The sequence below is a fragment of the Nocardioides ginsengisoli genome, assembly GCF_039537225.1.
GTDB lineage: Bacteria > Actinomycetota > Actinomycetes > Propionibacteriales > Nocardioidaceae > Nocardioides > Nocardioides ginsengisoli.
In genome coordinates this window covers 1-26,220 of the sequence record NZ_BAABAC010000009.1, presented here as the reverse complement: position 1 = coordinate 26,220, position 26,220 = coordinate 1, and the positions used below count along the sequence as shown (strand labels likewise).

Sequence of the window (26,220 nt, the reverse complement as noted above, 5' to 3'; positions counted from 1 at the left end):
GACTGACAGCTCGCCTGACAGCTCGCCTGACAGCTCCACAGCACGGTCCCACCGGACTCCGGTGGGGCCGTGCTGCTTTCGTGGACGGCGCGGTTGTCGGCACGGACTTCGTCCGCGCCGCCGCTACGCGGCCGCTCCGAGGCCTGATGCTCCGCGCGGCGTGGTCGGGTGGAACGGGTTTCGATGGGGCATGAACCGCACGAAAACCGGCCCGAAGCATGCGGTTCCCGGCCCATCGGTGCCCTCCTCGCGCCGGCCTCCGGCGATCACCCGTCACTCGACGGCGGCGCACCCGGACAGGCGACCCGCGGACGAGTCGCCGGAGCCGTTTGCCCGGATCTCTGGACAAGACTCCGCGCGGTCGGCCAGGCTGTGCCCTCAAACCTGAGGAGTGTTCATGTTTTCTCGCCTGGCCACGCTGGTCGCCGCCGTCCCCCTGCTGGTCGCGCCGACGATGTCCGTGGCGGCCGCCGAGCCGACGCCGACGCCGTCGCCGACCACCACGCCGGCGTCGGACACTGCCCCGGCGGGCGCCGCCATCGCCACCCCGCTGCACACCGACGGCAAGCGGCTGCGCGACGCGACCGGGCGCGACGTGATCCTGCGCGGCATCAACCTGGGCCACAAGAGCGCGCCGTACCTGCCCGACGTGAGCGACGCCGACCTGGCCCGGATCCGCAGCCTCGGCCTCAACCAGCTGCGCCTCTACACCTCCTGGCAGGCGGTCATGCCGAGCCGTGGGCAGGTCGACACCGCCTATCTCGCCCGCTTCCGCAGCCTCATCGACCGGGCCGGCGCCGCCGGGCTGCTGGTCACCGTCGACATGCACCAGGACCTCTACGGCAAGCCGGCCGGCAACGGCGCGCCGCTGTGGGCCTATCAGCCCGGGCTGTGCCCGCAGCTGCCGCTCGCGCAGCTCACCGGCGCGTGGGGAGCCGACTACTTCTCCCCGGCGGTCGACTGCGCGTTCACGAGCTTCTGGACGTCGAAGGACCTCCAGGCCCGCTTCGCCGACGCCTGGGTCGCGGTGGCCCGCGCCGTCGGCGACGCGCCGAACGTGATCGGCTACGACCTCTTCAACGAGCCGTTTCCTGGCCTGCTCCCGCCGGTCGTCTTCGAGACGACCTACCTGTTCCCGAGCCAGGCGCGCTGGCTCGCCGCGATCCGCACCGTCGACCCGGACGCCGTCGGCTTCATCGAGCCGAACGTGATCAAGTCCGAGACGGTGGTCGAGGTGCCGCCGGTCGGGCTGATGCCGCCGAACTCGGTCTACGCGCCGCACCTCTACGGCCCGTGGGACCTCACGTCCGACATCCCGCTGCTGGAGAAGACCCGGATCCTCGCCGATGCCGCCGTCGCGTCCTCCCGGCTCGCGGCCGGGCTGGCCAAGGTCCCGCTGTGGATCGGGGAGTGGGGCGTGTTCTCCGGCGCGGGCGGCGCGTCCGACTTCGTGACCCACGTCTACGCGATGGCGGACGACGCCCTGGCCGGCGCCGCGCTGTGGGAGTACACCGACCCGGGCTACGGTCCGTTCCGCGCCGACGGCGGCCCGACCCCCATCCGTGATGCCGTACGGCGTCCGTACCCGCAGGCCGTCCCCGGCACCCTCCGCACCATCGACTACGCCCCGGCCACGCGCCGGCTGACCGTGAGCTGGGTCGACGCGCCGGCCGGCACCGCGTCGCTGCAGGTGCCCGCGGGCGTCTACCCCGAGGGCATCGCGGTCGCCGGCGCGAGCGACTGGAGCTGGGACCCGGCCACGGGCCTGCTCACCGCGGCCGTCGTCCCGGGCGGCGGCACGCTCACGGTGACCCCGCTGGGCTGACGCTCGCGCGTGGGGTGCGTCTCACGCGGCATTCCTGTCCCGAATCGGCGCGATCCACGACCGATTTGCCGGGTGAGACGGAGAGACCGACCCCGAAAAAGCGTCGGGGCCCCGAGCAACGGCTCGAGGCCCCGGACGAGACCGAAGATCAGTCGGCGATCGGCGCCGGCTTGTCGGTGAGCTTGTGGGTCTCGTCGTGGAAGCCCACGGCGATCTCCTTGAGTGCGTCACCGTGCTCGCGAGCGTGGTGTGCGCAGAAGAGGAGCTCGCCACCCGTGGCGAGCTCTACGCGGAGGTAGGCCTGGGCACCACAACGGTCGCAGCGATCCTCCGCGGTCAGCGGAGCACTCGGAGCAATGGCAGTCGTCATCTCGGCCTCACTTTCTAGCGATCAACATCCTCATCGGATGCTGTCCGGACCAACGTAGCGACTAGATCAAAGATTCCCGGCTGGGTGTGTTCCATTCCACTTCGCTACCCGTCCATCCAAGCATCCGCAGGACGACCCTTGTTCGATTTTCCACTGCCTGAAACCAGCCTGTGATCATCCGATCGATCAGCGTGGGCTGACTCGACCGGTATCTGTGCAGTACCCGACCGTGGTCCGAGCATCGTCCTCCGCCCCCGAACCGTGTGCCTGCAACGGTCTTCGGCGTGTCGCCGGTAGATTCATCCCCTCAAGGGCACCCGTTTCATCGAAGAAGGAGCCGGTCATCGCCGACAACACCTACAACGCAGCCCACCTGCTGGTCCTCGAGGGCCTCGAAGCCGTGCGGAAGCGTCCCGGGATGTACATCGGCTCCACCGACACCCGGGGGCTCATGCACTGCCTCTGGGAGATCATCGACAACGGCGTCGACGAGGCCCTCGGCGGCTTCGCCCGCCGGGTCGAGGTGATCCTGCACGCCGACGACTCGGTCGAGGTCCACGACGACGGCCGCGGCATCCCGACCGACAAGGAGCCCAAGACCGGGCTCCCCGGCGTCGAGGTGGTCGCCACCAAGCTGCACGCGGGCGGCAAGTTCGGCGGCGGCTCGTACGTCGCCACCGGTGGTCTGCACGGCGTCGGCCTGTCGGTCGTCAACGCGCTGTCGAGCCGGATGGACATCGACGTCGACCGCTCGCCGGCCACCCAGGGCCTGAGCTTCCGCCGCGGCGTCCCCGGCGTCTTCGACGGCGAGGGCCCGAGCGCCGGCTTCACCCCGCAGTCCGGCCTGACCCGCAAGGGCGGGCGGGTCGCGAAGGGCAAGTCCGGCACCCGGATCCGGTTCTGGCCCGACCGCCAGATCTTCACCAAGGACGCCGACTTCGTCCTCGACGGCCTCATCGGCCGGGCCCGGCAGACATCCTTCATCGTGCCCGGTCTCGAGCTGGTGATCCGCGACCAGCGCGCCGCCGACAAGGCCGAGTGGACCGAGGAGAGCTTCCGCCACGACGGCGGCATCGCCGAGTTCTGCGACTTCCTCGCCCACGACGAGCCGGTCACCGAGGTGCTGCGGCTGCAGGGCAGCGACGTCTTCACCGAGACCGTCCCGCTGCTCGACGACAAGGGGCACATGACCCCGCAGGACGTCGAGCGTGAGCTGACCGTCGACGTCGCGGTGCGCTGGGGCACCGGCTACGACAGTGAGCTGCGCTCCTTCGTCAACGTCATCGCCACCCCCAAGGGCGGCACCCACGTCTCCGGCTTCGAGACTGCCCTCACCAAGACCTTCAACGACGCGATGCGCGGCGCGAAGGCGCTCAAGGTCAACGACGCCGACGTGATCAAGGAGGACATCCTCGAGGGGATGACCGCCGTGGTGACGGTCCGGCTGGCCGAGCCCCAGTTCGAGGGCCAGACCAAGGAGATCCTCGGCACGCCCGCCGCGCGCACCGTCGTCCGCAAGGTCGTGGCGAAGGAGCTCAAGGAGTTCCTCACCTCGACGAAGCGGGCCGAGAAGGCCCAGGCCAAGCTGGTCATGGAGAAGGTCGTCGCGGCGTCCAAGACCCGGATCGCGGCGCGTCAGCACAAGGAGACCCAGCGCCGGAAGAACGCGCTCGAGTCGTCGTCCCTCCCGGCCAAGCTCGCCGACTGCCGCTCCGGCGACAACGAGCGCACCGAGCTGTTCATCGTCGAGGGTGACTCCGCGCTCGGTACGGCGAAGCTCGCGCGCAACGCCGAGTTCCAGGCGCTGCTGCCGATCCGCGGCAAGATCCTGAACGTGCAGAAGGCGTCGGTGGGCGACATGCTCAAGAACGCCGAGTGCGCCTCGATCATCCAGGTCGTCGGCGCCGGCTCGGGCCGCACCTTCGACCTCGACGCCCGCCGCTACGGCCGGATCATCTTCATGGCCGACGCCGACTCCGACGGCGCCCACATCCGCACCCTGCTCGCCACGCTCTTCTTCAAGTACATGCCCGACCTGGTCAAGGCCGGCCGCGTCTACTCCGCCGTGCCGCCGCTGCACCGGATCGAGATCTCGGCGCCCAAGAAGGGCCAGGACAAATACGTCTACACCTATTCCGACGACGAGCTCCAGCGCAAGCTCGCCGAGCTGAAGAAGAAGAACGTGAAGTGGAAGGAGCCGGTCCAGCGCTACAAGGGACTCGGCGAGATGGACGCCGACCAGCTGGCCGAGACGACCATGGACCCGCGGCGCCGTACCCTGCGGCGGCTGACGGTCGACGAGCTCGAGGTGGCCGCCGAGGTGTTCGAGCTGCTGATGGGCAGTGACGTGGCGCCGCGCAAGGAGTTCCTGGTGCAGGGGGCGTACGAGGTCGACATGGAGACCATCGACGCCTGAGCGGGCGTCGCGTCGGCGGCTACTCCAGGCGCAGGGCGAGTCGCGGGCAGACCGCGACCGCCCGCCGCGCGTGCGGGACGAGCGCGTCGCCGACGGTGCGGTCGTGGACGACGGGGAAGCCGTGCTCGTCGAGGGTGATCCGCTCCGGGAGGAGCTGGGCGCACAGGCCGTGGCCGTCGCAGCGGGTCCAGTCGATCTCGATCGCTCCGCTCATCGCGCGCCACCCTCCTGGTCGGTCGGCAGGACGCCCTGCCACGGGCGCCCGCAGTGTCCGTGGGTGCGGTGCACGCGGATCTCCTCGTCGAGGACGGCGAGCGCCGACCCGACGAAGGTGGACGCGCCGTCGGGATGGGCGCAGGCGCCGCGGCCCCGCAGCAGTCCGGCGCGGGCGAGTGCCTGGTCCTCGACGGCGGCACCGCGCAGCAGCTGGTGCAGCGTGCGCGCCACGGCGGGCAGTCCGAAGTAGCACGGCCCGCACTGGCCGGTGCTCTGCTCCGCGAGCCAGCCGGCGACGGCCGTGACCTCGCCCAGTGGGCAGGTGGTCTCCGGCAGCCGGGCGACGACCGCGGCGTTGAGCGGCGCGCCCGCGGCCCGGAGCGACGGGCGAGACAGCACGAGGGAGCCCGGCCCGTCGAGCCAGGTGCCGTGGTAGCCGCCGATCAGCACCGGGCCCGGCGCGGAGCCCACGAGCAGGGCCAGCGGGAGTCCGGTGGGGATCTCCAGGACGGCGCCGGCCGCGAGCGCCGGGTGGGGGAGGTCGCCGAGGACGGTGAGCAGCGTCGTCCCCGGCTCGTCGGCGGCCCCGACCGACGCGAACTGGTCGACCCCGAGGCTGAGCAGGAGCCCGATCTGGGCGAACGTCTCGACATTGGAGGCGAAGGTGGGGTGGCCGCCCACGCCGTGGACGGTCGGGAGCACTCGCCGTCCGGGCGGCACGGCGGGCTCGCCGGACAGGGCGCGCGTCACGGCGCGGATCTCGCCGCCGACATAGCCGTGCGCGTGCCGCACGATCCGGACCGTCCGGGCGTCGTCCCGCTCGCGCACGGCCGCGGTCAGCGAGGCGTGGGCCGCCGGGTCGGCGACGACGACGCTCACGTGGCGGGTGTCGACGGCCCGGGCCACGGCGATCGCGCCGTCGAGGATCAGGTGCGGAGCCGACCGCATCAGGGTGCGGTCCTTGTGGCTGGCGGGCTCGCCCTCCGAGCCGTTGACCACCACCTGGGTACGGCGTCCGGCGGGCGTCGCCCGGAGCTTCGCCGCGACGGGGAAGGCGGCGCCGCCGTGCCCGAGCAGGCGCACCGCCTCGAGCGCCATCGTCAGCCGGTGGACGTCGTAGGGGTGCGTGGGGCCGTGCGCCGCGCGGTGGGCGGCCAGGTCGGCGCGGCCCTCGCTGGTGCCGGCCAGCAGGCGGGCGGAGCCCCAGGCGAGCGCCGGGGGCGCGGAGGCCGGGGACGCCGTGGGCGTGGTCGTCATCGCAGTGCTCCTCGGGTGCGCGCGGGAATGGCCGCGCGGGCACGCGTGAGCGGCTGGAGCCGCTCGCGGTCGACGGCCCGCAGGCGTACGGCGATCGCGCCGGCGACGAGCGCCCCGCAGCCGACGTAGGTGGCCAGTCCCCACCGGGTGCCGGTGTCGGTGCCGGCCAGGAGGCCGTGCCCCATCGCGAGCACCCAGGCGGCGTACGCCGTGAGGTGCACGCCGCGCCACGCGCGCACCGCGACCGCGCTCGCCGCCGTCCGTCCGCGCAGGGCGCCGGTGAGCGCGACGACCACGAAGCCGTACACCGCCAGCGTGCCCCACCCGAGCGCCAGGCCGCGGTAGCCGGCCGTGAAGGGGACCAGGACGCCGGCGACGGACAGGTCGATGAAGTGATCGGTCACCAGCAGCACCGCGTGCAGGCCGAGCATCGCCAGGGTGAGGACGGCGGCCGACCGGTGGACGAGATGCGCCACGATCCGCCGCTCGCCCCGGCTGGACGAGCCGAGCGCGCCGAGGGCGACGGTCACGGAGGCGGCCAGGAGCGCGACGAAGCCCGCGGACCGGGCCAGGAACCAGAGCGTCATGCGACCGCACCGCCCTCGGGACGTGCCGACGGCCAGGCGCCGGTCCGGACGACCCGGCCGTCGGCGTCGACGAGGCGCGCGGCCTGGGTCCGCAGCCGCTCGCGGGCGTCGGATCCCCACACCAGGGCGGCGGTGCTGAGGACGTTCGCCGCCAGGCAGCTCTCGGCGAGCACGGACGCCGTCCGGACGGCCCCGGCGCTCGGCCGGCCGGTCCGCGGGTCGATGACGTGGTGTCGCTCGCCCTCGACGGTGCGCCACCGACGCACCAGGGTCGAGGACGTCGCCAGCCCGCCGCGGTGCAGGGTGACGACCTCGCCGGGGCCGCCCTCCCGCTCACTGACCAGCACCGGCCACTCCGCGTCGCCGGCGACCGCGACGTCGCCGCCCAGGCCGACGAGGGCCGGAACCCCCAGCTCGCGCTCGAGCCGGGCGGCGGCCTCGTCGGCCGTCCATGCCTTCGCGGTCGCGCCCAGGTCGAGGCCGAGACCGGCGGGCACCCCCACCAGGCCGAGGCGCTGGTCGATCCGCACCGCGCGCCAGTCCGCGGACCGGGGGCGCTCACGAGCGAGGGGGACCGCGCGGATGTCCGTCCGCAGTGCGGCGATGTCGACGTCGTAGCCGGCCGCCTCGACGTGCCGCCCGACGGTCGGATCGCAGGCGCCGTCGGTGTCCCGCGCCGCGCGCAGGGCCAGCTCGACCAGGTCGAGCGTCAACGGGCGGACCGGGATCAGCCGCCCCGCGGCCGCGTTGACGCGGGAGACGTCGCTGGTGGACGTGAACCGGTCGACCGACCGGGCGACGTCGTCCATCAGGCTGCGCACCAGGTGCTCGGCCGTGCCTGCCGTTCCGGGTCGGCCGTCGCCGAGGACGACGCGCACCGTGCACGACCAGTCCCGCCACTGCAGCGCGCTCATGACGCGTGGCTCCCGGCCGCCGGACTGCTCTGGTGGTCGCTGCTCCCCGAGCCGGACGAGCCGGCGGCGCCGGCGGCGCCGGATCCGGTGGCGTGCCCGCGGGAGCGCGGTGGCGTCCCGGTCCCGGCCGAGCCGGAGCCGCGGGACGACGTGCCCGAGGAGCCCTGCGTGCCCGTCGTGGTGGTCGTGGCGTGCCCGCCGGCCGTCGCGTGGGCGGCGGCGACGGTCAGGAAGCCCGTCGCCGACGCGGCCGCGATCACGACACCGGCGGTCGCCATCCGGGCGCGGGTGAGCAGGTTCTGCCGCCGCTGCACGGGGTGGTGGGCGCCGGAGGTGGGGCGGATGCGGTGATCGGACATGTCCCGAGCGTCGCTCGGTGCGTGTCAGGCAGCCCCCAACGCAGACTCAAATCCAGATCAAATCCGGCTGTGGGTCCTCTGTGCCGGTCGCGCGCTCGCGAGCCCGAGCCGCAGTCGCACGATCGTCCACGCCGGATCGTCCGGCGCCGACACCGGGTCGAGCGGCTCGCGCAGCACGGTCAGCTCGCCCCCGGAGGCGCGGGCACAGCGCCGGGCGATGTCGAGGCCGAGGCCGGTCGACCCGCGGTCGCTGCGCCCGCGGTGGACCGCGTCCTCGTGGAAGCCGAGGCCGTGATCGCAGACATCGATGAGGACCATGGGCCGGTCGCCGGCCGCGAGGTGGGCGCGGATCGCGACCGCCGTGCAGTCCGGCGTGTGGGCGATGGCGTTCTCGATGAGCGCGTCGATCGCGGCGCGCAGGTCCTCGGCCGAGCAGTGCACCTCGGGCAGGCCGGGGTCGATGGTCACCTCGACGGGCCGGCCCTGGTCCTCGATGAGCGGCTGCCAGTACTCCGCCGACGCCGTGACCACGGGCGCCGGCCAGCAGCCGGCCCGGGGGCCTTCGCGCCCGACCCGGCGCGCGAGGTGGATCACCGCGGTCAGCGTCCGCTCGAGGTTGTCGACGTGCGCCTCGAGCTCGGCGCGACGGTCCCCGGGCGGGAGCGAGTCGACGTCGAGGCGGAGGGCCGTCAGTGGGGTCCGCAGCCGGTGCGACAGGTCCGCGACCGTCTCGCGCTCGGCCGCCAGCAGCTCGTCGATCCGCCCCGCCAGCCCGTTCAGGGCGTGGGCGACCCGTCGTACCTCGGGCGGCCCCGTCTCCGGGACGCGGGTGACGGAGTCGCCCGCCGCAATCGTGTCGGCGAGGTCGGCCGTGCGGTCGAGATCGCGGACCAGACGCCGCGACACCAGCTCGGCCGCGGCGCCGACCAGGACGACGAGCGCCAGGGCCGCGACGGCGAGCGGCCACAGCCGGCCCGCGGTCGTCGAGCGCACGTCGGCGTCGCTCGCGTAGGCGAGGACCGTCGTCGGACCGCCCGCGGTCCGCACCTGGAGGCGGATCAGCCGCCCACCCGCGACGTCGAGGACGTCGACGGGGGACTGGCGGAGAAAGGGGCCGTCGCGGTCGCCGTCGGCGTCGGGGTCGGAGGGCGGGCCCGTCGGGGAACTCGCCTCGGCGCCGGGGAGGTCGGCGCCGTACCGGGTGCCGTCCGGGGCGATGACCGCGACCGGCGTCTCGTCCTTGCGGTCGTTGATGCGGGCGACGTACGCCTTGACCTCGCTGCCGTCGGCCCCGGACGCCGAGACGTAGTCGGCGACGCCGCGGGCCGCCGCGATGGCCGACTGCTCGAGATCCTGGGCGGCCGAGCGCTCGACCAGGAGCGTGAGCGGCACCGCGAAGAGCAGCGGTACGGCGAGCGCCGCGGCGAGGGTCAGCGAGACGATCCGCAGGCGCAGGCTCACGACGGCTCCGGAGCCACGAGCTTGACGCCGACCCCGCGCACGCTGTGGAGATAGCGCGGCGCGGCGGCCGTCTCGCCGAGCTTGCGGCGCAGCCACGACAGGTGGACGTCCACGGTCCGGTCCGCGCCGCCCCACGGCTGCTGCCAAACCTCGGCCAGCAGCTGCCGCTTGGACACCACCTCGCCCGCCCGGGCGGCCAGGGCCAGCAGCAGGTCGAACTCCTTGCGGTTGAGGTCCAGGGGGCGTTGCTCGAGCTCGGCGGTTCGGGCGACCGGATCGATGACCAGGTCGCCGACGACCACCTGCTGGCTCTCCGGGGCGCTGGGCGCGGTCCGTCGCAGCACGGCGCGGATCCGCGCCATCGCCTGCGCGGCGGAGAAGGGCTTGACGAGGTAGTCGTCGGCGCCGGCGTTGAGGAGGCGGACGATCTCGCGGTCGTCGTCGCGCGCCGTCGCCACCACGACGGGCAGGTCGCCCTGGGCCCGGATCAGCGCGAGCACGTCGGCGCCGTCGAGGTCGGGCAGCCCGAGGTCGAGCATGACGGCGTCGGGGCGCTCGGCGGCCATCGCCTTCATCGCCTCGACCGCGGTCCCGACCGCCGTCACGGACGCCCCCTGCTCGGTCAGGCCGCGGGCGAGCCCGCGGCGGATCGCCTCGTCGTCCTCGACCAGCAGCACCCGCATCACGAGCACGAGCGTAGGACCCCGCCCGCAGCGGACGTCGTACCTCGGGGTCAGACGAGGATCACCAGACGTCCGGTGGCGCGCGTCATCGCGACGTACCGGTCGACCGCGCCGGTGATCCCCTCGCCGAACGCGTCGGGCTCCACCAGCACGACGAGGTCGAACTCCAGCCCCTTCACCAGCTCCGGCGACAGCGAGCGCACCCGCGCCGACGCAGGGACGTACGACGGCGCGCCGATGACGCACGCCACCCCCTCGCCGTCGGGGTGCTCGGCGAGCCACGCGTCGACGATCGCGTCGAGGTCGCCGACCGAGCCGTGGTGCACGGGGATGCCGGAGCGGCGGATCGAGGTGGGGACGTTGGCGTCGGGGAGGGCGGCGCGGATGACGGGCTCGGCCTTGAGCATGACCTCCTCGGGGGTGCGGTAGTTCACGGTCAGCGACGCGAGGGTGACGCGGTCGAGGCCGGCGCGGGCGAGCCGCTCGGTCCACGACTCGGTGAACCCGTGGCGGGCCTGCGCGCGGTCGCCGACGACGGTGAACGAGCGGGACGGGCAGCGGGCGAGGAGCATCTGCCACTCCGCGTCAGTCAGCTCCTGTGCCTCGTCGACGACGACGTGGGCGAACGGGCCGGCGAGCAGGTCCGGGTCCGCCTCCGGTACGGCGGACGGGTCGTCCAGCGCGCCGCGGAGGTCCTCGCCGCGCAGCATCGACATGATCATCAGGTCGGAGTCGTCGCTCGCGATCAGGTGGTCGACGACGGCGTCCATCTCCTCGCGGTCGGCCACCCGCTGCGCCTCCTGGCGCCGCCGGCGCCGGGCGGCGTCCGGGTCGCCGAGCCGCTGGCGGGCGGCGTCGAGGAGCGGCAGGTCGGCGGTCGTCCAGGGCGAGCCCTCCGGGCGCCGCAGGGCGGCCCGCTCGGCGTCGGTCAGCCACGGCGCGCACATCCGCAGGTACGCCGGTACCGCCCACAGGTCCGCGACCACGTCGGTGTGCTCCAGCAGCGGCCAGGCGCCCCCGAGCGCGTCGACCAGCGCCGGTGCGCGGCGCAGCGCCGCCCGGACCTGTGCCTCGGGCGCGTCCTCGGCGTCCGACCCGGCGAGCTTGTCGACCAGGATGTCGAGCAAGGCGTCCCACACCTGGTCGCGCGCCTCGTTGTGGGGCGTGCCGGGCTCGGGGGCGCCGAACGCCTCGGCCCAGTCGGCGGTGCTCACCCGGACGTCGGCCCACGGCGTCTCGACGGACAGCCCTGAGGCCGGCGGCTCCTCGTAGAAGGCGACCGCCTGCTCGATCGCGCCCACCAGTGCTGCGGACGACTTCAGCGCCGCGACCGCCGGCTCCTCGGGCACGGCGGTCCCACCCTCGGGCACCAGGTCGGCGAGCGTGCAGGTCTGGACGCCGTCCTCACCCAGGCTCGGCAGCACGTCGGACACATAGGCGAGGTAGGGGCGGTGCGGGCCGACGAAGAGGACGCCGCCGCGGCGGTGACCGGTGCGGCCCAGGCGCGGGTCGGCGTACAGCAGGTACGCCGAGCGGTGCAGCGCCACGACCGTCTTGCCGGTTCCAGGGCCGCCGTCGACGACGAGGGTGCCGCGCGAGCCGGCGCGGATGATGGCGTCCTGGTCGGACTGGATGGTGCCGAGGACGTCGCGCATCCGCGGCGAGCGGCTGGTGCCGAGGCTGGCGATGAAGGCGGAGTCGTCGTCGAGCGCGGCATTGCCCTCGAGGCCCTCGAGGCCCTCGGTCGTGAACGCCTCGTCCCAGTAGTCGGTGATCCGCCCGTTGGTCCAGCGGTAGCGGCGGCGGCTGACCAGGCCCAGCGGGTGGGCGAGGGTCGCGGCGAAGAAGGGCTCGGCGGCGGGGGAGCGCCAGTCGACGAGCAGCCGGCGGCCGTCGGGGTCGGTGAGGCCGAGGCGGCCGACGTACACGGGCTCGTCGGCGTCGGTGACCATCCGGCCTAGGCAGAGATCCCAGCCGTAGCGGCGCAGGGTCCGCAGCCGGGCGCTGAGCCGGTGCACCTCCTGGTCGCGCTCGAGGGCCTCGGTGCCGCTGCCGCCGGGGGCGCGGCGGGCCTCGTCGAGACGGTCGGTGAGGTCGGCGACGGAGTGCTCGATGCTCGCCGCGACGGCGGCGAAGTGCGCCTCGTCGCGGGCGATCAGGGTGGGGTCGGACTTGGCGGCGAGGCGGGTGGGGAGAGCGAAGGCGGAGGTGGGGGCAGAGGGCGTCCGAGGCGTCACGGCGGGTGATTCTCCCCGTGGACGGGGGCCTTGCGGCAAGCCCCCATCGCCGCTATACGTTGAGAGTGGAGACGAGCGCCGATCGCGCCGCCGTCGTCAAAGCGCTCAAGTCTCACGGCGCCAAGGCACGTCGCGGCCACCTGCGGATCGCCGTCGGCGACCTGTTCTGGTACGTCGACCCGATGGTCGACGGCGTCGGCCGGAGCGCGTCGCTGCGCCTCGAGGTCGGCTGCTGGCTCCCCGCGCTGCCGCCCGAGCCGGACGGCGGCGCCGTCGACTGCCCGCTGCTGATGGACGTGCCGCTCGGATCCGACCCGATGACGACGACGGGCGCCGTCGTCGCCCAGATCACCTCGATCGGCGACCTCGGGACGCTCGGCGCCCGGCTCGGTGAGCTGCCCGGAGCGCTGGTGGACCACTCGCTCCGGGAGCTGCTCAGACCTCCTGGGTGAGCAGCCCGGAGTCGACGTCGTAGATGAACCCGCCGATCTTCACCGACTCGGGGATGAGCGGGTGCGAGCGGACCTTGCGGACGTCGTCGGCGAGTGAGCGCTTCTGGTCGGTGATCACGTGGAAGGGGTGCCAGGTCACGTCGTGGCCGACGGCGGCGCCGATCTTGTCGTGGATCTCGGCCTCGGTGTTCGACGCCATCGCGCAGCGGGTGTGCGGGATGACCAGGATCCGGTCGACGTTGAGCAGGTGCGTGCCCAGGACCAGCGCCTCGAGCGCGGCCTCGGTCACCCGGCCGCCCGGGTTGCGGAAGATCTTGGCGTCGCCGTAGTCGAGGCCGAGCATGCGCAGCGGGTCGATGCGGGAGTCCATGCAGGTGACGATGGCGACGCCCGCATGGGCCTTGCCGTCGAAGCCACCCTGGTCGAACGTCTCCGCGTAGTCGCGGTTGGCCTTCAGCAGGTCATCGAAGTCGCCCATAGTGGCCAACATTAGCCGCCGGCGCGCAGGGCCTCGGAGGTGTCCACGTCGCGAGTACGCGCCCGCGAGAGCACGATCACAGCGAGGACGGCGGCCGCGAAGGCGGCGACGGCCGCGCCCTGGAAGACCGACTGCTCCTGGACGATGCCGAGCTCGGTGATGCTGAGCGAGGGGTCGGCGGCCTGGGCGTCGTAGAGGTGGCGGAGGCCGATCGTGGTCAGCGCGGAGATGCCGACCAGCATGCCGACCATCCGCGCCACGACGACCAGCGCGCTGGCCAGGCCGTGGGCGTCGTCGTCGGTGGTGGCGAGGATCGCGGCGTTGACCGGGGCGAGGGCCAGGCCGAAGCCGAGGCCGCCGACGACCAGCGGGATGGTGGAGGCGAAGCCGTCGAGGCTGTGGGCGCCCCAGTTGCTCATCGCGAGGAAGCCGGCGCCCGCGGCGGCCATCCCGGCAGCGGTGAGGACGCCGGCGTTGACCCGGCGCAGCAGCCAGCCGCCGACGACGGCACCGATCGGCAGGGCGGCCAGGAAGCGGAGCAGGATCAGGGCGGCGCCGAGCTGCGACTCGCGCTGGGTCGTCGTCCGGGCGAAGAGCGGGATGTCGACGAGCGCCGCGATCAGCGCCCAGCCGACCAGGAAGCTGACCACCAGCGCGCCCCAGGCCGGCGTCGGCCGCAGCGCGCCGCGCGGGACGATCGGGGCGTCGGCGCGACGCAGGTGCAGGACCAGCAGGACGACGGCGAGCGCCGAGCCGAGCAGGAACCACGGCCCCTGCGGCGAGAACACCGCCACCGCCGGGTCGGCCGTCGCGAACGCGAGCACGATCCCGCCCAGCGCCACCGCGAGCAGGCCCGCGCCGAGCAGGTCGGCGGCGAGCAGGTGGCCGAGCCAGCCGCGCAGGTCGACCAGCGGCGGACCGCCGAGCCAGCGGCCGAACCAGCACCACAGCACCAAGATCGCGAAGGCGGCGATCGCGGCCAGGCCGACGGGGGTGAACCACCGGCTGCCGCCGTCGACGTACGGGATGAAGAGCTGGCCCCAGGTGAGGTCGCGCTGCAGGCTGCCGGGCTGGACGAAGGTGACGAAGCCGGCGGCCAGGGTCACCGCGAGCAGCACCAGGCCGACCAGGTCGGGCACGCGGCGGCGCGGGACGTCCGGCGTCGACGAGGCGCCACGGGTGGTCGCGACGACCGCGACGGCGAGGAGCGCGCCACCGGCCAGGTTGATCGCGAAGATCCCGCGCCAGCTGGTGAACGAGAGCACCGCCGCGCCGAACAGCGGCCCGAGCACGCTGCCGAACTCCTGGACGGCGGAGACCAGTCCGAGCGGCAGCCCGCGCCGCTCGACCGGGTAGAGGGCGGCGACGAGGGACATGGTGGCGGGCACCAGCCCGCCGCCGCCGACGCCCTGCAGGAACCGGCCGGCGACCATGCTCGGCAGGTCGTACGACAGCGCGGTGACCAGCGAGCCGACGGCGAACACCACCAGCGACATGGTGAGCACGGGCACCTGTCCGCGCAGGTCGGCGATCCGTCCGATCAGCGGCAGCATCGCGACATAGCCGAGCAGGAAGCCCGAGACGATCGGAGCCGCGCGCTGCAGCTCCTCGACCGGGATCCCGGCGCCGGCCATCATGTCCGGCAGCGCCAGGACGACGACATAGGTGTCGACCGCCGCGAAGGCGACGGCCACCGAGCACAGGGTCAGCAGCAGGCGTTGGGCCGTGCTCATCGCGCGCGGCTCATCGGGGTGCGGTGATGGTCTTCGTGACGTCGTACTGGGTGAGGTCGATCGTGTAGGTCACCGGGTCGGAGTCGGGGAAGAAGGTGCCGCTGAGCCGCGCGGTGCGCAGGTAGCCCTTGTCGTCGATGCGGTAGGTCGCCTTGAAGGCGTCGCCCTCGGCACACGGCAGGATCTTCCGGATGGCGTCGCCGGTGGCGGTGCCGGAGTAGGTGTGGAAGATCTCCTTGTTGTCCTTGCCGCCGCGCTCGGACGAGCCGGCCTTGACGCCGGTGCTGCTGGTGAGCACCGAGGAGACGCCGGTCGACGGGTCGAGCAGCTTGGCCGGGTCGGGCGCGCAGAGCTGGTCGGGCTGGAAGCGGTCGCTCCAGCCGCCGAGCGCGACATGGTTGATCCACAGCGTGCCGCCGACCGAGATCACCGGGACGTCGGACACCGAGAAGCCGGCGACCTTGCCGTTGACCTTGCCCTCGAAGGCCGGCGGATCGGCGATGATCGTGCCGCTCGCCGCCGAGAGGTAGTCGACGCCCGGGTCGTCGGCGGTCGACAGCGAGACCTCGACGCCCGAGGTCGAGTCGAGCAGGTCCTTGGCCTTCGCGCCCGCGGTGGACCACGACGGCGTCTCGCTGCCGCCCTTGTCGCCGGAGCAGGCGGACAGGCCGCCGACGGCGACGAGGGCGGTCAGGATGCCGGCGGCCACACGGGTCGAGGTCGTCATGCGCTCACCCTGGCATATCGGCGGGAGGCTCCGAGGGAGCATCCCCGGTCAGGAGCGTGGCGAGCGGACCGGCTGCCGCGGCGATCGGCTGGCTGGCCGGGACGCCCGAGCCGTCGCGGCGTCCGTTGGCCTCGGGCAGGTCGACCGGGGCGCCGCTCGCGGCGCAGGCCCGGGCGGGCGCCGGGCCGGCCCAGGCGAAGACCAGGGTGTCCTCGCCCTTGAGGAAGCGGTGGCAGCGGACGCCGCCGGTGGCGCGGCCCTTGGCGGGGTATTCCCAGAAGTCGGTCACCTTGACCGAGCCGGGCTCGGTGCCGGGCAGGGCGGTGCTCGAGCCGGACGCCGTCACCAGGACGACGCCGCCCGCCGCGTTGAGGTCGAGGACGCCGAACCAGACGACCCGCTCGCCGTCGGCGACCCGGACGCCGGCCATGCCGCCGCCCGAGCGACCCTGCGGACGGACGCCGTCGGCGCCGTAGTGGAGCAGCTGGGCGTCGGAGGTGACGAAGCAGAGCTCCTCGGCGCCGGTGGTCAACTGGACCGCGCCGACGAGCTCGTCGCCGTCCTTGAGCGAGATGACCTCCCACTCGTCCTTGCTGAGCACCTCGGGGTTGACCCGCTTGACGACGCCCTGGCGGGTGCCGAGCGCGAGGCCGGGGCCCTCGGTGGTGAGCGTGGTGAGCGCGAGCGCCCGCTCGCCGGTGGCCAGCTCGAGGACCTCGCTGAGCGGCAGGCCGCCCTGCAGGTTGGGCTCGTTGGCGGACGGCGGGATGGCGGGCAGGTCGAGGACCGCGAGCCGGAGCAGCCGCCCGGCCGAGGTCACCACGCCGACGTCGGAGCGGGCCGTCGTGCGCACCGCCGAGAGGACGACGTCGTGGTTGGCGCGCCCGCCGCCCGTGCCGATCTCGTCGGCGTTGGTGGTGCGGGCCAGCAGGCCGGTCGCGGACAGCAGCGCGAAGCACGGGTCGTCGGCGACCTCGAGCGGCGCGGCCGCGGCGGCGACGGCGGTCGAGCCGGCCGACTCGAGCAGGACCGTGCGGCGCGGCGTGCCGAACGTCTTGGCGATCTCGCCGAGCTCGTTGGAGACGACCTTCTTGAGCAGGCCCTCGTCGGCGAGGATGGCGTCGAGCTCCTCGATGGTCTTGCGCAGCTCGTCCTGCTCCTTCTCCAGCTCGAGACGGGAGAAGCGGGTGAGCCGGCGCAGCTGCATCTCGAGGATGTACTCGGCCTGGACCTCGGACAGCTCGAAGACGCTCATCAGCCGCTCCTTGGCGGCGGCGGCGTTGTCGCTGGTGCGGATGACCTGGATGACCTCGTCGATGTCGAGCAGCGCGAGGAGCAGTCCGTCGACCAGGTGGAGCCGGTCGGCCGCCTTGTTGCGGCGGAACTGCGAGCGGCGGCGGACGACGTCGTAGCGGTGCTGGAGGAAGACCTCGAGCAGCTGCTTGAGGCCGAGCGTGCGCGGCTGGCCGTCGACGAGCGCGACGTTGTTGATGCCGAAGGAGTCCTCGAGCGGGGTGAGCTTGTAGAGCTGCTCGAGCAGCGCCTCGGGGACGAAGCCGTTCTTGACCTCGATGACCAGGCGCAGGCCGTTCTCGCGGTCGGTGAGGTCCTTGATGTCGGAGATGCCCTGCAGCTTCTTCGACTGGACCAGGACCTTGATCCGCTCGACGATCTTCTCGGTGCCGATGTTGTAGGGCAGCTCGGTGACGACGATGCCCTTGCGGCGGCCGACGTTCTCGATGCGGGCGGTGGCGCGCATCTTGAAGATGCCGCGGCCGGTCTCGTAGGCGTCGCGGATGCCGTCGAGGCCGACGATCTTGCCGCCGGTCGGCAGGTCGGGGCCGGGGATGAACCGCATCAGCCCCTCGACGTCGGTGTGGGGGTGCACGATCAGGTGGCGCAGCGCCTGGACCACCTCGACCAGGTTGTGCGGCGCCATATTGGTCGCCATGCCGACCGCGATGCCGGTGGTGCCGTTGACGACCAGGTTGGGGATCGCGGAGGGGAGCACGGTGGGCTCGTACTCGCGCGAGTCGTAGTTGGGCTTGAAGTCGACAGTGTCCTCGTTGATCGACTCGGTCATCGCCACGGCCGGGGGCGCCATCCGGGCCTCGGTGTAACGCATGGCGGCCGGCGGGTCCTCGCCGCCGGGGGAGCCGAAGTTGCCGTGGCCGTCGACCATCGGCAGCCGCAGCGCCCAGGGCTGGGCGGTGCGCACCAGGGCGTCGTAGATCGCGCCGTCGCCGTGGGGGTGCAGCCGACCCATGACCTCACCGACGATGCGCGCGCACTTGGAGTGACCGCGGTCGGGGCGCAGGCCCATGTCGTTCATCGTGTAGAGGATGCGGCGCTGCACCGGCTTGAGCCCGTCGCGCGCGTCGGGCAGCGCCCGGGAGTAGATGACGGAGTAGGCGTACTCCAGGAACGACGACTGCATCTCGTCGCGGATGTCGGTGTCGAGGATGTGCTCCTCGAAGTCCTCGGGGAGGGGTTCCTGCTTCGTACGCCGTGCCATGGGGGGCATTCTTCCCGGTGGGTCCGATGAATCCGTGGAGGTGGTCGGGTCAGACCTGCCATGGCGACAGTGATGATGCACGCAGTGGCCTCCCTCGACGGGTTCATCGCCGACGAGAACGACGAGGTGGGGCCTCTCTTCGACTGGTACTTCAACGGCGACCTGCCGCTCTCCGACCACGGCCCCTTCGGCGTGTCGAAGGCCTCCCACGACTACGTGCGGCCGATGTGGGAGAGCATCCGGGTGATCATCCAGGGGCGCCGGCTCTTCGACCAGACCAACGGCTGGGAGGCGAGCCCGCCCGCGGGGGAGCACCTCTTCGTGGTCTCGCACCGGCCCAAGCCGGAGGGCTGGCACCCGGAGGCCGACGTCCCCTTCTTCGACGACGTGACCGTCGCGGTCGCCGAGGCCAAGCGCCTGGCGGGCGACGGCGTGGTCGCGATCTGCGCCGGCGAGATGGGCGGGAGCGCGCTCGAGGCCGGGCTGGTCGACGTGGTGGCGATCGACGTCGTCCCGGTGGTCTTCGGCTCCGGGCGGCGCTACTTCGGGTCGGTCGACGGGCAGCACCTGCTCGAGGACCCTGAGGTCGTGATCGAGGGGGACCGGGTCCTGCACCTCAAGTACCGCGTGCGGCGCTGACGCGCCTGGCCCCGCCGGATAGATTTCTCCCCGTGAGCCCCGGCGACCCGACCCCCACGGACGAGATCGAGGCGCCGCCTGCGCACTGGGAGGGCGACGTCCTGCTCCGCGACGGTCGTACGGCGCACATCCGGCCGATCCGGCCGGAGGACGCCGACCTCATGGTCGAGTTCTACGCACGCGTCTCCGACGAGTCGAAGTACTACCGCTTCTTCTCGCCGATGCCGGTGCTCTCCGACCGCGACGTCCGGCGCTTCACCCACGTCGACCACCGCGACCGGGTGGCGCTGGTGCTCATCCTGCAGGAGCGGATGATCGCCGTCGGCCGCTACGACGTGGTCGCCGACAACGAGGCCGAGGTCGCCTTCCTCGTCGAGGACGAGCACCAGGGCCGCGGCATCGCGCAGCTGCTGCTCGAGCACCTCGCCCAGGCCGGCCGCGAGCGCGGCGTCGAGCGGTTCACCGCCGAGGTGCTGCCCGACAACAGCCGGATGATCCAGACCTTCCGCGACGCGGGCTACCGGGTCGCCAGCGGCTACCACGACGGCGTGATCACGCTGGAGTTCTCGATCGACCCGACCGACACCGCGATCGGCGTGATGCGCGACCGCGAGCACGCCGCCGAGGCCGCGTCGATCCACCGCTTCTTCCACCCGCGCTCGGTCGCCATCATCGGCGCCAGCCGCCGCCAGGACACGATCGGCCAGGTGCTGGTGCGCAACCTGGTGACGGCCGACTTCACCGGGCGGGTCTACGTCGTCAACCCGAGCGCCCCGGCGGTCTCGGGCATGCCGGCCTACAAGAACGTCAACGAGATCCCCGATGACGTCGACGTCGCGATCGTCGCCGTCCCGGCCGACGCGGTGACCGACGTCGTCCTCGACTGCGCCAACAAGGGCGTCCACGGCCTCATCGTCATCTCCTCCGGCTTCGCCGAGACCGGCGAGGAGGGCCGCAAGCGGCAGCGCCACCTGGCCGGGCTGTGCCGGTCCTACGGCCTGCGCCTGATCGGCCCCAACTGCCTCGGCGCGATCAACACCGATCCGCGGGTGCAGGTCAACGCGTCGCTGTCGTCGGTCATGCCGGCCCGCGGCCGTGCCGGCTTCTTCTGCCAGTCCGGCGCGCTCGGCTCGGCGATCCTCGAGAAGGTCAAGAACCGGGGTCTCGGCATCTCGACCTTCGTCAGTGCGGGCAACCGTGCCGACGTCTCCGGCAACGACCTCCTCCAGTACTGGGAGGAGGACGACTCGACCGAGGTCGTCATGATGTACCTCGAGTCGATCGGTAACCCGCGCAAGTTCTCCCGCATCGCGCGCCGGGTCTCCCACCGCAAGCCGATCGTGGCGGTCCGGTCGGGCCGCACCACGCAGGGTGTCCCGATGGGCCACACCGTACGGCGCATCGGCGCGCCCCAGGCCGCCGTCGACGCGATGTTCCGCCAGGCCGGCGTGATCCAGGTCGACACCCTCGACGACATGTTCGACGTCGCCCAGCTGCTCGCGCACCAGCCACTGCCGCGCGGTCGCCGGGTCGCCATCGTCGGCAACTCCGACGCGCTCGGCCTGCTCGCCGCCGACGCGGCGTCCGCGGTCGGGCTGGTCGTCAACCGGTCCGTCGCCCTCGGCGCCGACGCCACCGCCGAGGACTTCGAGGACGCCCTGGACGATGCCATCGACGATCCCGACGTCGACTCCGTGATCGCCGTCTACATCCCGCCGCTCGACATCTCCGGCGAGGAGGTCGCCAACGTGCTGGCGGCCGTGGGGGAGCAGTCCGACAAGCCGCTGGTGTCGTCCTTCCTCGGTGCGGAGGGCATCCCCGAGCTGCTGCGCGTGCCCGACGTCGCCGGCTCCTCGGCGGGTCGCGGCTCGGTGCCGTCGTACCCGGCGGTGGAGGCGGCGGTGCGCGCGCTCGCCCGCGTCGTCGAGTACGCCGTGTGGCTGCGCACCCCCGACGGCCCGTCCGCCGACCCGGGCGAGGTCGACGGCCGCGCCGCGACCCGGCTGGTGCAGCGGATCCTCGCCGACCCCGAGGTCGCCGCCGCCGACCGCGAGGTCGAGCTCGACCAGGCCCAGCTGGCCACCCTGCTGCGGGCCTACGGCATCGAGCTGTGGCCGTCGCTGCCGGTCGCCGACATCGACACCGCGATCGCGGCCGGCGACCAGCTCGGCTGGGAGGTCGTGCTCAAGTCGACGCTGGCGTCGGTGCGCGAGCGGCCCGGCCAGGCACACGTGTGGCGTCACATCAAGGACGCCGACGACATGCGCGAGGCGTGGAGCACGGTCAGCGGGCTGATCGACCCCGCGGTCGGGCAGTTCGTCGTCCAGCGCAATGCGCCTCCCGGCGTCCCGATCGCCGTCCGCTCGTTCGAGGACCCGCTCTTCGGGCCGGTCGTCTCCTTCGGCGTGTCCGGGCCGATCATCGACCTGCTCGGCGACCTCGCCTACCGGATCCCGCCGCTCGGCAAGCACGAGGTGTCGGCGATGGTGCGCGAGGTGCGCAGCTCGCCGCTGCTGTTCGGCTACCGCGGCGCCGACCCGGTCGACGTGGCGGCCGTCGAGGACCTGATCGCCCGGGTCGCGGAGCTCCAGAACGACCTCCCGCAGGTCAGCTCGCTCGAGCTGTCGCTGGTCATGGCCGGCGTCGACGCCGCGACCGTGCTGACCGCCTCGGGGCGGGTCGCGGCGGTGAAGGACCCGCGCCCCGACTCCCTGGTGCGCCGGATGCCGGACCTGATCACCACCATCCCTGACTGATCCGTCGGACGGGCGTGGGAGGATTCGCGCATGCCCACACGCGCCCGCTCTCACGAAGGGGACCGGCTCGCCGAGCTCCAGGCCGCGATCAACCGCACCGGCTACTACCCCGAGGTCGTCGCCGACGCGGTGACCGACGCGCTCGGCGGCGAGGAGGTGGTGTCCTACTACGTGCACCACGAGCCGACCTTCGAGCGCGACGAGGTACGCCGCCACCAGACGGTGATCGTGCTGACGCCGAGCCGGCTGATCCTGGCGCACACCGACGAGCACGCGGGCGACGACCTGCTCCCCGAGCCCTACACGTCGACGTCCACCGAGGCGGTCAGCCTGCGCTCGGTCGCCTCCGTCGTGGTGACCCGGATGACGACCAACCCGACCGCCGGCCCGCGCCCGCCCGCCGAGGCCGTGCTGACCATCGGCTGGGGCGCGGTCAACCGCCTCGACCTCGAGCCCGCGGGCTGCAACGACCCGCAGTGCGAGGCCGACCACGGCTACACCGGCACCATGTCGTCCGACGACTTCTCGCTGCGCGTCTCCGCTGCCGCCGACGGCACCGACGCGGTCGGTGGCCTCCTCTCCTTCGCCGCGTCGCTGTCGGCGCTCACCCGAGGATGACCCGGGTGGAGGTCGCTGCATTCTGCGAGCCGGCCTATGGCGTCCGCTCGCTCGGCGACATCGTGCCCGCCGCCGCGCACGCGCTCGGCAGCCCGCTCGGCCCGGCGCCGACCGGGCTGGTGCTGCCCGACGCGTCGTCGTACGTCGTGTTCCTGATCGACGGGCTCGGCGCCCGGCTGCTGGAGCGCTACGCCCACGCGGCGCCGTACCTCTCCTCGCTGCTGGTCGCCTCCGAGCCGGCCACGGCCGGGGTGCCGTCGACGACGTCGACGTCCCTGACCTCGCTCGGCACCGGGCTCACCCCGGGCGCGCACGGGCTGGTCGGCTTCACCACTCGCATCCCCGGCACCAGCGACCTGCTCAACGCGCTGGTGTGGGACCACGACGTCGAGCCGACCCAGTGGCAGCCGCACCAGACGGCGTTCGCGTCGCTGCAGGCCGCCGGGGTGCGGGTGAGCGTGGTCAACAAGCGGGAGTTCAACGGCAGCGGGCTGACCGTCGCCGCCCACCGCGGCGCCGACTACGTCGGCGTCGACCGGGTGGGCGAGCGGATCGCCGCCGTCATCGCCGCCTCGACGCCCGCCCCGCGCCAGCCGGCGCTCACCTACGTCTACGACGGCGACCTCGACTGGACGGGCCACCGCTGGGGCGTCGCCTCCAGCCAGTGGCTGCAGCAGCTCGCGATGATCGACCACGAGGCCGAGCAGCTGCGTGAGGCGCTGCCCGCCGACCGGCGGCTGGTCATCATCGCCGACCACGGCATGGTCGACGTCTCCGCCGAGAGCCGGATCGACGTCTCCGCCCACGACGAGCTGCGCTCGGGGGTGGCCTTGGTCGGCGGCGAGGCCCGCTTCCGCCACCTCTACTGCGCCGGCGGCGCCGTGCCCGACGTGGTCGCGACCTGGACCGAGACGCTCGGCGAGCGCGCCGACGTCCTGACCCGGGCCGACGCGATCGCCCGCGGCTGGTTCGGCCCGGTCGACCCGTCGGTGCTGCCGCGGATCGGCGACGTCGTGGTGGCCTGCCGCGGCGAGTTCGCGGTGCTCTCGACCGACGGCTTCCCGTATGAGTCGCGGCTGATCGGCATGCACGGCTCGCTCACGCCCGACGAGATGCTGATCCCGGTCCTGGTCGACTAGAGAAGGTCCGCCCAGTGGCGAACGGGATCCCGGCGGCGTGAGCCGACGCCGCGGGCGCGGCGTGTAGCGTCGCGGCATGCGTTCTCGGACTCTCGCGGTGGCCGGCGCTGCCGCCCTCACCCCCCTCGCCCTGGCCGTTCCGGCGGCCCACGCCGACCAGCACTTCACCGGCGCCTCGTCCGCGTCGGACACCGCCAGTGCTCTTCCCGAGATCGACGGCGCCGGTGATCGCTGTCTCCCGCCGAGCGGCTCGGGTCTCCGGAACCTCCACGACACGGTCTCCTTCGTGTCCCAGTCCAACGGACCGCGCCGGTTCGTGACCCGCGACATCGGCGGCGGCCATGACCTGGTCACGATCTGGGTCTACCGCAACGGGACGTGTGTCGCCGCCGACTTCCTCCCCGACAACGCGAGTGAGAACGCGGCCGGCATCGTCGACGTCGACAACGTGGTGTTCGCGGTCGGCGACCGGGTGACCGTCAAGGTCGGCGCGCAGAGCTCCTGGGCGTCGTGGCGCGTCGACGTCCTGCAGCCGGGCACGGCCGACGCCGCCGCCTCCGGCAAGGCGAAGCGCTACGTGACGTTGCCCTACCAGGTGTCGTGCGGCACGCACCGGGCCGTCGCGAAGGCCACCAAGAACGCCCGGACGGTGAAGTCGGTCGTCTTCAAGGCGGGTGGCACGAAGGTCGGCGCCGCGCACGGCCTGCGCCCGAGGCAGAAGATCAGGTTGAAGGGCATCCCGGCGGCGGCGACCTCGATCAAGGCCGTCGTCCGGCTCAAGGGCGGCGGCAAGGCCACGGTCGTCCGTCCCTACAGCCACTGCTGACGTCCGACGGCCCACGCCCGGTGCGGCCGAGCCGCGTCGCACCGGGTGGTCTAGTCGGCTGCGGACAGGTCTGGGCATATGGCCGTGGGGCCTGAGATGCCGGTCCTAGCGTCGGCCGCATGCGCACTTCTCGGTTCATCGCAGCGTTCGGCGCTGCCGTCATCGCCCCTCTTGCCATGGCCGTTCCCGCGGCCCACGCCGACGAGCACTTCGCCGGCACGATCTCCCCGTCCGATCCGGTCGGGAGCTTCCACGAGCCCGGTCCGGGCGAGACCTGCGGCACCACCGGCAACGCCACGGTGCCGTACAGCGAGGTCGACTACGTCTCCCAGTCTTCCGGACCGCGCACCTTCGTGCTGCGGCCGGTTGCGGCGCCCGCGTCGAACTACGCCTTCTACATCTACCGCAACGGCACCTGCATCCGTGCCGACTACGGCCCGCACGAGCCCGCGGACGTCGCGGCCGGCTTCGTCGACGTGAGCAATGTCGTGCTCGCGAAGGGCGACCACGTGGCGGTCCGCATCATCGCCTTCGGCGGCGCCACGAGCTGGACCCTCGACGTACAGCAGCCCGGCACGGCCAACGCGGTCGCGGTCGGCAAGGGCAAGCGCTACGTGACGCTGCCCTACCAGATCTCCTGCGGCAGCCACAAGGCCGTCGTCAAGGCCACCGGCAAGGCCCGCAAGGTGCGGTCGGTCGTCTTCCGGGCCGGCGGCAAGAAGGTCGCCGCCGCACGCCACCTGCGCCCTGGCCAGACGATCAAGCTCAAGGGCATCCCGAAGTCGGCCACGTCGATCAAGGCGATCGTCCGGCTCAAGGGCGGCGGCAAGGCCAAGGTCGTCCGGGCCTACAGCCACTGCTGACCTCCGTCCCCGACGTTCCGGGTCCCTCGTCCCACCCGGCAGAACTGCTGTAGAACCGACGATTTCGGAGCAGATCTGCCGGGTGAGACGGGAGCACCCCCGGCCGCGCGATCCGTCGCGCCGGTGCGGGCGTCAGGAGAACGGCAGCGGCTCGGGGGAGAGGCTGACGGCGCGGGCGCGGGCGGCGGTCATGCCGCGGCGGTGGTGCTGGCGGCAGAGGACCTCGTAGGCCACGTCGACGTCGTCGTCGACCGGCGGGACGTGCATCTCGTCGTCGACGTCGCCGACCACGATCACCTCGCCCTCGGTGACCATGACGCCGTTCTCGGTGCGGGCGTTGTGGGTGGCGCGCTTGCCGCACCAGCACAGCGCCTCGACCTGCAGCACCTCGGTCCGGTCGGCGAGCTCGACGAGACGTGCGGAGCCGGGGAAGAGGCGGGTCCTGAAGTCGGTGAGGATCCCGAAGCAGAAGACGTCGATCTGCAGCTCGTCGACGATCTTCGCGAGCTGGTCGATCTGCTCGGCGGTGTAGAACTGCGCCTCGTCGCAGATCAGGTAGTCGATCCGCGCGCCCTGGGTGAGCGCGCCGACGGTGTACGCCCAGAAGTCGAAGGCGTCGTCGACCTCCTGCGCGGTGGCGCTCAGACCGAGCCGCGACGAGACGACGGCGACGCCGGCCCGGTCGTGGGAGGTGAACAGCCGGCCGACGCGCCCGCGGGCGGCGTGGTTGTGGTCGGTCTGGAGGGCCAGGGTCGACTTCCCGGTGTCCATCGTCCCGGTACGGAAGATCAGCTCGGCCACCCGCGCATCCTCTCATCGCCCCGCCGGAGACCGCCGGGCGCGTAGCCAACCTTGGTGAAGTTCTTCGTAATCCCCTGCGCATACCCAAGGTGGGGACAAGACTGAGGGCCTCCGAGAATGGGAGGTGGGGACATTGGGGGTGTCCACATCACTCGTACGGCGCGCCGCGCGCCGTACCACCGTCATCGCCGTACTGCTCGCCGTGATCGCCGTCGTCCTCGCGACGACGGGGATCCTGACCCGCGGTCGGACCGAGCCGCGCTCCGCGTCGACTGGCGTACCGCCGGCCGCGCCGCCGGCTCCGCCCGCGCCGGTCGTGACGCCCGCGCCGCCGGCGGTCCCGGCGCC

At 73.0% G+C, this 26,220-nt stretch carries 24 protein-coding genes; 10 read left to right on the top strand and 14 right to left on the bottom strand.

Going from position 1 to position 26,220, the window contains the following annotated elements; translation table 11 throughout:
• Positions 1-397 precede the first annotated feature (397 nt).
• Positions 398-1,825, top strand: coding sequence for a cellulase family glycosylhydrolase (locus tag AB4880_RS05730; protein ID WP_367918249.1), 1,428 nt, complete (start codon positions 398-400; stop codon positions 1,823-1,825).
• A 148-nt stretch (positions 1,826-1,973) separates the two neighbouring features.
• On the opposite strand, the gene AB4880_RS05725 is transcribed toward AB4880_RS05730, so the two are convergent.
• On the bottom strand, positions 1,974-2,195 hold the full coding sequence (locus tag AB4880_RS05725) for a DUF7455 domain-containing protein (RefSeq protein WP_367918248.1): 222 nt from the start codon (positions 2,193-2,195) through the stop codon (positions 1,974-1,976).
• A 418-nt stretch (positions 2,196-2,613) separates the two neighbouring features.
• Here AB4880_RS05725 and AB4880_RS05720 point away from each other — a divergent pair, with 418 nt between their 5' ends.
• On the top strand, positions 2,614-4,611 hold the full coding sequence (locus AB4880_RS05720) for a DNA gyrase/topoisomerase IV subunit B (RefSeq protein ID WP_367918247.1): 1,998 nt from the start codon (positions 2,614-2,616) through the stop codon (positions 4,609-4,611).
• 19 nt (positions 4,612-4,630) lie between these two features.
• Here the strand turns inward: AB4880_RS05720 and AB4880_RS05715 are convergent, their stop codons facing one another.
• From AB4880_RS05715 to helR, 8 genes are read right to left on the bottom strand one after another with little or no spacing between them, the layout of a single operon-like run.
• On the bottom strand, positions 4,631-4,825 hold the full coding sequence (locus AB4880_RS05715; RefSeq protein WP_367918246.1) for a ferredoxin: 195 nt from the start codon (positions 4,823-4,825) through the stop codon (positions 4,631-4,633).
• Positions 4,822-6,084, bottom strand: coding sequence for an NADH-ubiquinone oxidoreductase-F iron-sulfur binding region domain-containing protein (locus AB4880_RS05710; protein ID WP_367918245.1), 1,263 nt, complete (start codon positions 6,082-6,084; stop codon positions 4,822-4,824). Before AB4880_RS05710 ends, AB4880_RS05715 begins: the two co-directional genes overlap by 4 nt.
• On the bottom strand, positions 6,081-6,671 hold the full coding sequence (locus AB4880_RS05705; RefSeq protein WP_367918244.1) for a hypothetical protein: 591 nt from the start codon (positions 6,669-6,671) through the stop codon (positions 6,081-6,083). Before AB4880_RS05705 ends, AB4880_RS05710 begins: the two co-directional genes overlap by 4 nt.
• Positions 6,668-7,585 carry an FAD:protein FMN transferase gene (locus AB4880_RS05700; protein ID WP_367918243.1) on the bottom strand — a complete coding sequence of 306 codons (918 nt, stop codon included), beginning with the start codon at positions 7,583-7,585 and terminating at the stop codon, positions 6,668-6,670. The genes AB4880_RS05705 and AB4880_RS05700 overlap by 4 nt, the downstream gene beginning before the upstream one ends.
• Positions 7,582-7,944: a hypothetical protein gene (locus AB4880_RS05695; protein ID WP_367918242.1), complete on the bottom strand. Its 363-nt coding sequence runs from the start codon at positions 7,942-7,944 to the stop codon at positions 7,582-7,584. Before AB4880_RS05695 ends, AB4880_RS05700 begins: the two co-directional genes overlap by 4 nt.
• A 57-nt stretch (positions 7,945-8,001) precedes the next feature.
• Positions 8,002-9,405, bottom strand: a complete 1,404-nt coding sequence (locus AB4880_RS05690; RefSeq protein WP_367918241.1) for a HAMP domain-containing sensor histidine kinase — start codon at positions 9,403-9,405, stop codon at positions 8,002-8,004.
• On the bottom strand, positions 9,402-10,088 hold the full coding sequence (locus AB4880_RS05685; RefSeq protein WP_367918355.1) for a response regulator transcription factor: 687 nt from the start codon (positions 10,086-10,088) through the stop codon (positions 9,402-9,404). Before AB4880_RS05685 ends, AB4880_RS05690 begins: the two co-directional genes overlap by 4 nt.
• A 50-nt stretch (positions 10,089-10,138) precedes the next feature.
• Positions 10,139-12,325 carry an RNA polymerase recycling motor ATPase HelR gene (gene helR, locus AB4880_RS05680; RefSeq protein WP_367918240.1) on the bottom strand — a complete coding sequence of 729 codons (2,187 nt, stop codon included), beginning with the start codon at positions 12,323-12,325 and terminating at the stop codon, positions 10,139-10,141.
• Positions 12,326-12,390: 65 nt separating this feature from the next.
• On the opposite strand from helR, the gene AB4880_RS05675 reads away from it, so the two are divergent.
• On the top strand, positions 12,391-12,777 hold the full coding sequence (locus AB4880_RS05675; RefSeq protein ID WP_367918239.1) for a hypothetical protein: 387 nt from the start codon (positions 12,391-12,393) through the stop codon (positions 12,775-12,777).
• Here the strand turns inward: AB4880_RS05675 and AB4880_RS05670 are convergent.
• Genes AB4880_RS05670 through AB4880_RS05655 form a run of 4 tightly spaced genes read right to left on the bottom strand, consistent with a single transcriptional unit; the run spans position 12,761 to position 18,230 of the window.
• On the bottom strand, positions 12,761-13,255 hold the full coding sequence (locus AB4880_RS05670) for a beta-class carbonic anhydrase (RefSeq protein WP_367918238.1): 495 nt from the start codon (positions 13,253-13,255) through the stop codon (positions 12,761-12,763). The genes AB4880_RS05675 and AB4880_RS05670 overlap by 17 nt on opposite strands.
• A gap of 11 nt (positions 13,256-13,266) precedes the next feature.
• Positions 13,267-14,988 (bottom strand): MFS transporter, encoded by a 1,722-nt coding sequence (locus tag AB4880_RS05665; protein WP_367918237.1) that lies wholly within the window; start codon positions 14,986-14,988, stop codon positions 13,267-13,269.
• 10 nt (positions 14,989-14,998) lie between these two features.
• Entirely contained in the window at positions 14,999-15,715 is a 717-nt protein-coding gene (locus tag AB4880_RS05660; RefSeq protein WP_367918236.1) for an LppX_LprAFG lipoprotein, read from the bottom strand.
• A 4-nt stretch (positions 15,716-15,719) separates the two neighbouring features.
• Positions 15,720-18,230, bottom strand: a complete 2,511-nt coding sequence (locus AB4880_RS05655) for a DNA gyrase/topoisomerase IV subunit A (RefSeq protein ID WP_367918235.1) — start codon at positions 18,228-18,230, stop codon at positions 15,720-15,722.
• Between the two features lie 60 nt (positions 18,231-18,290).
• Here AB4880_RS05655 and AB4880_RS05650 point away from each other — a divergent pair, with 60 nt between their 5' ends.
• From AB4880_RS05650 to AB4880_RS05625, 6 genes are all read left to right on the top strand, one after another.
• Positions 18,291-18,869, top strand: a complete 579-nt coding sequence (locus AB4880_RS05650; protein ID WP_367918234.1) for a dihydrofolate reductase family protein — start codon at positions 18,291-18,293, stop codon at positions 18,867-18,869.
• Positions 18,870-18,901: 32 nt separating this feature from the next.
• Positions 18,902-21,625, top strand: coding sequence for a bifunctional acetate--CoA ligase family protein/GNAT family N-acetyltransferase (locus AB4880_RS05645; protein WP_367918233.1), 2,724 nt, complete (start codon positions 18,902-18,904; stop codon positions 21,623-21,625).
• A gap of 30 nt (positions 21,626-21,655) precedes the next feature.
• Positions 21,656-22,243, top strand: a complete 588-nt coding sequence (locus AB4880_RS05640) for a DUF5998 family protein (protein ID WP_367918232.1) — start codon at positions 21,656-21,658, stop codon at positions 22,241-22,243.
• A 5-nt stretch (positions 22,244-22,248) separates the two neighbouring features.
• Positions 22,249-23,382, top strand: coding sequence for an alkaline phosphatase family protein (locus AB4880_RS05635; protein ID WP_367918231.1), 1,134 nt, complete (start codon positions 22,249-22,251; stop codon positions 23,380-23,382).
• Between the two features lie 76 nt (positions 23,383-23,458).
• The gene (locus AB4880_RS05630) at positions 23,459-24,208 is read left to right on the top strand and encodes a hypothetical protein (protein WP_367918230.1); all 750 of its coding nucleotides are present in this window, start codon (positions 23,459-23,461) and stop codon (positions 24,206-24,208) included.
• A gap of 119 nt (positions 24,209-24,327) precedes the next feature.
• Entirely contained in the window at positions 24,328-25,071 is a 744-nt protein-coding gene (locus AB4880_RS05625) for a hypothetical protein (protein ID WP_367918229.1), read from the top strand.
• A 132-nt stretch (positions 25,072-25,203) separates the two neighbouring features.
• Here AB4880_RS05625 and AB4880_RS05620 read toward each other — a convergent pair whose 3' ends face one another.
• A complete protein-coding gene (locus tag AB4880_RS05620; protein WP_367918228.1) occupies positions 25,204-25,872 on the bottom strand; it encodes a thymidine kinase in 669 nt (222 codons plus the stop codon).
• A gap of 139 nt (positions 25,873-26,011) precedes the next feature.
• On the opposite strand from AB4880_RS05620, the gene AB4880_RS05615 reads away from it, so the two are divergent.
• On the top strand, positions 26,012-26,220 hold a 209-nt coding region (locus tag AB4880_RS05615), incomplete at its 3' end, for a hypothetical protein (RefSeq protein WP_437440492.1).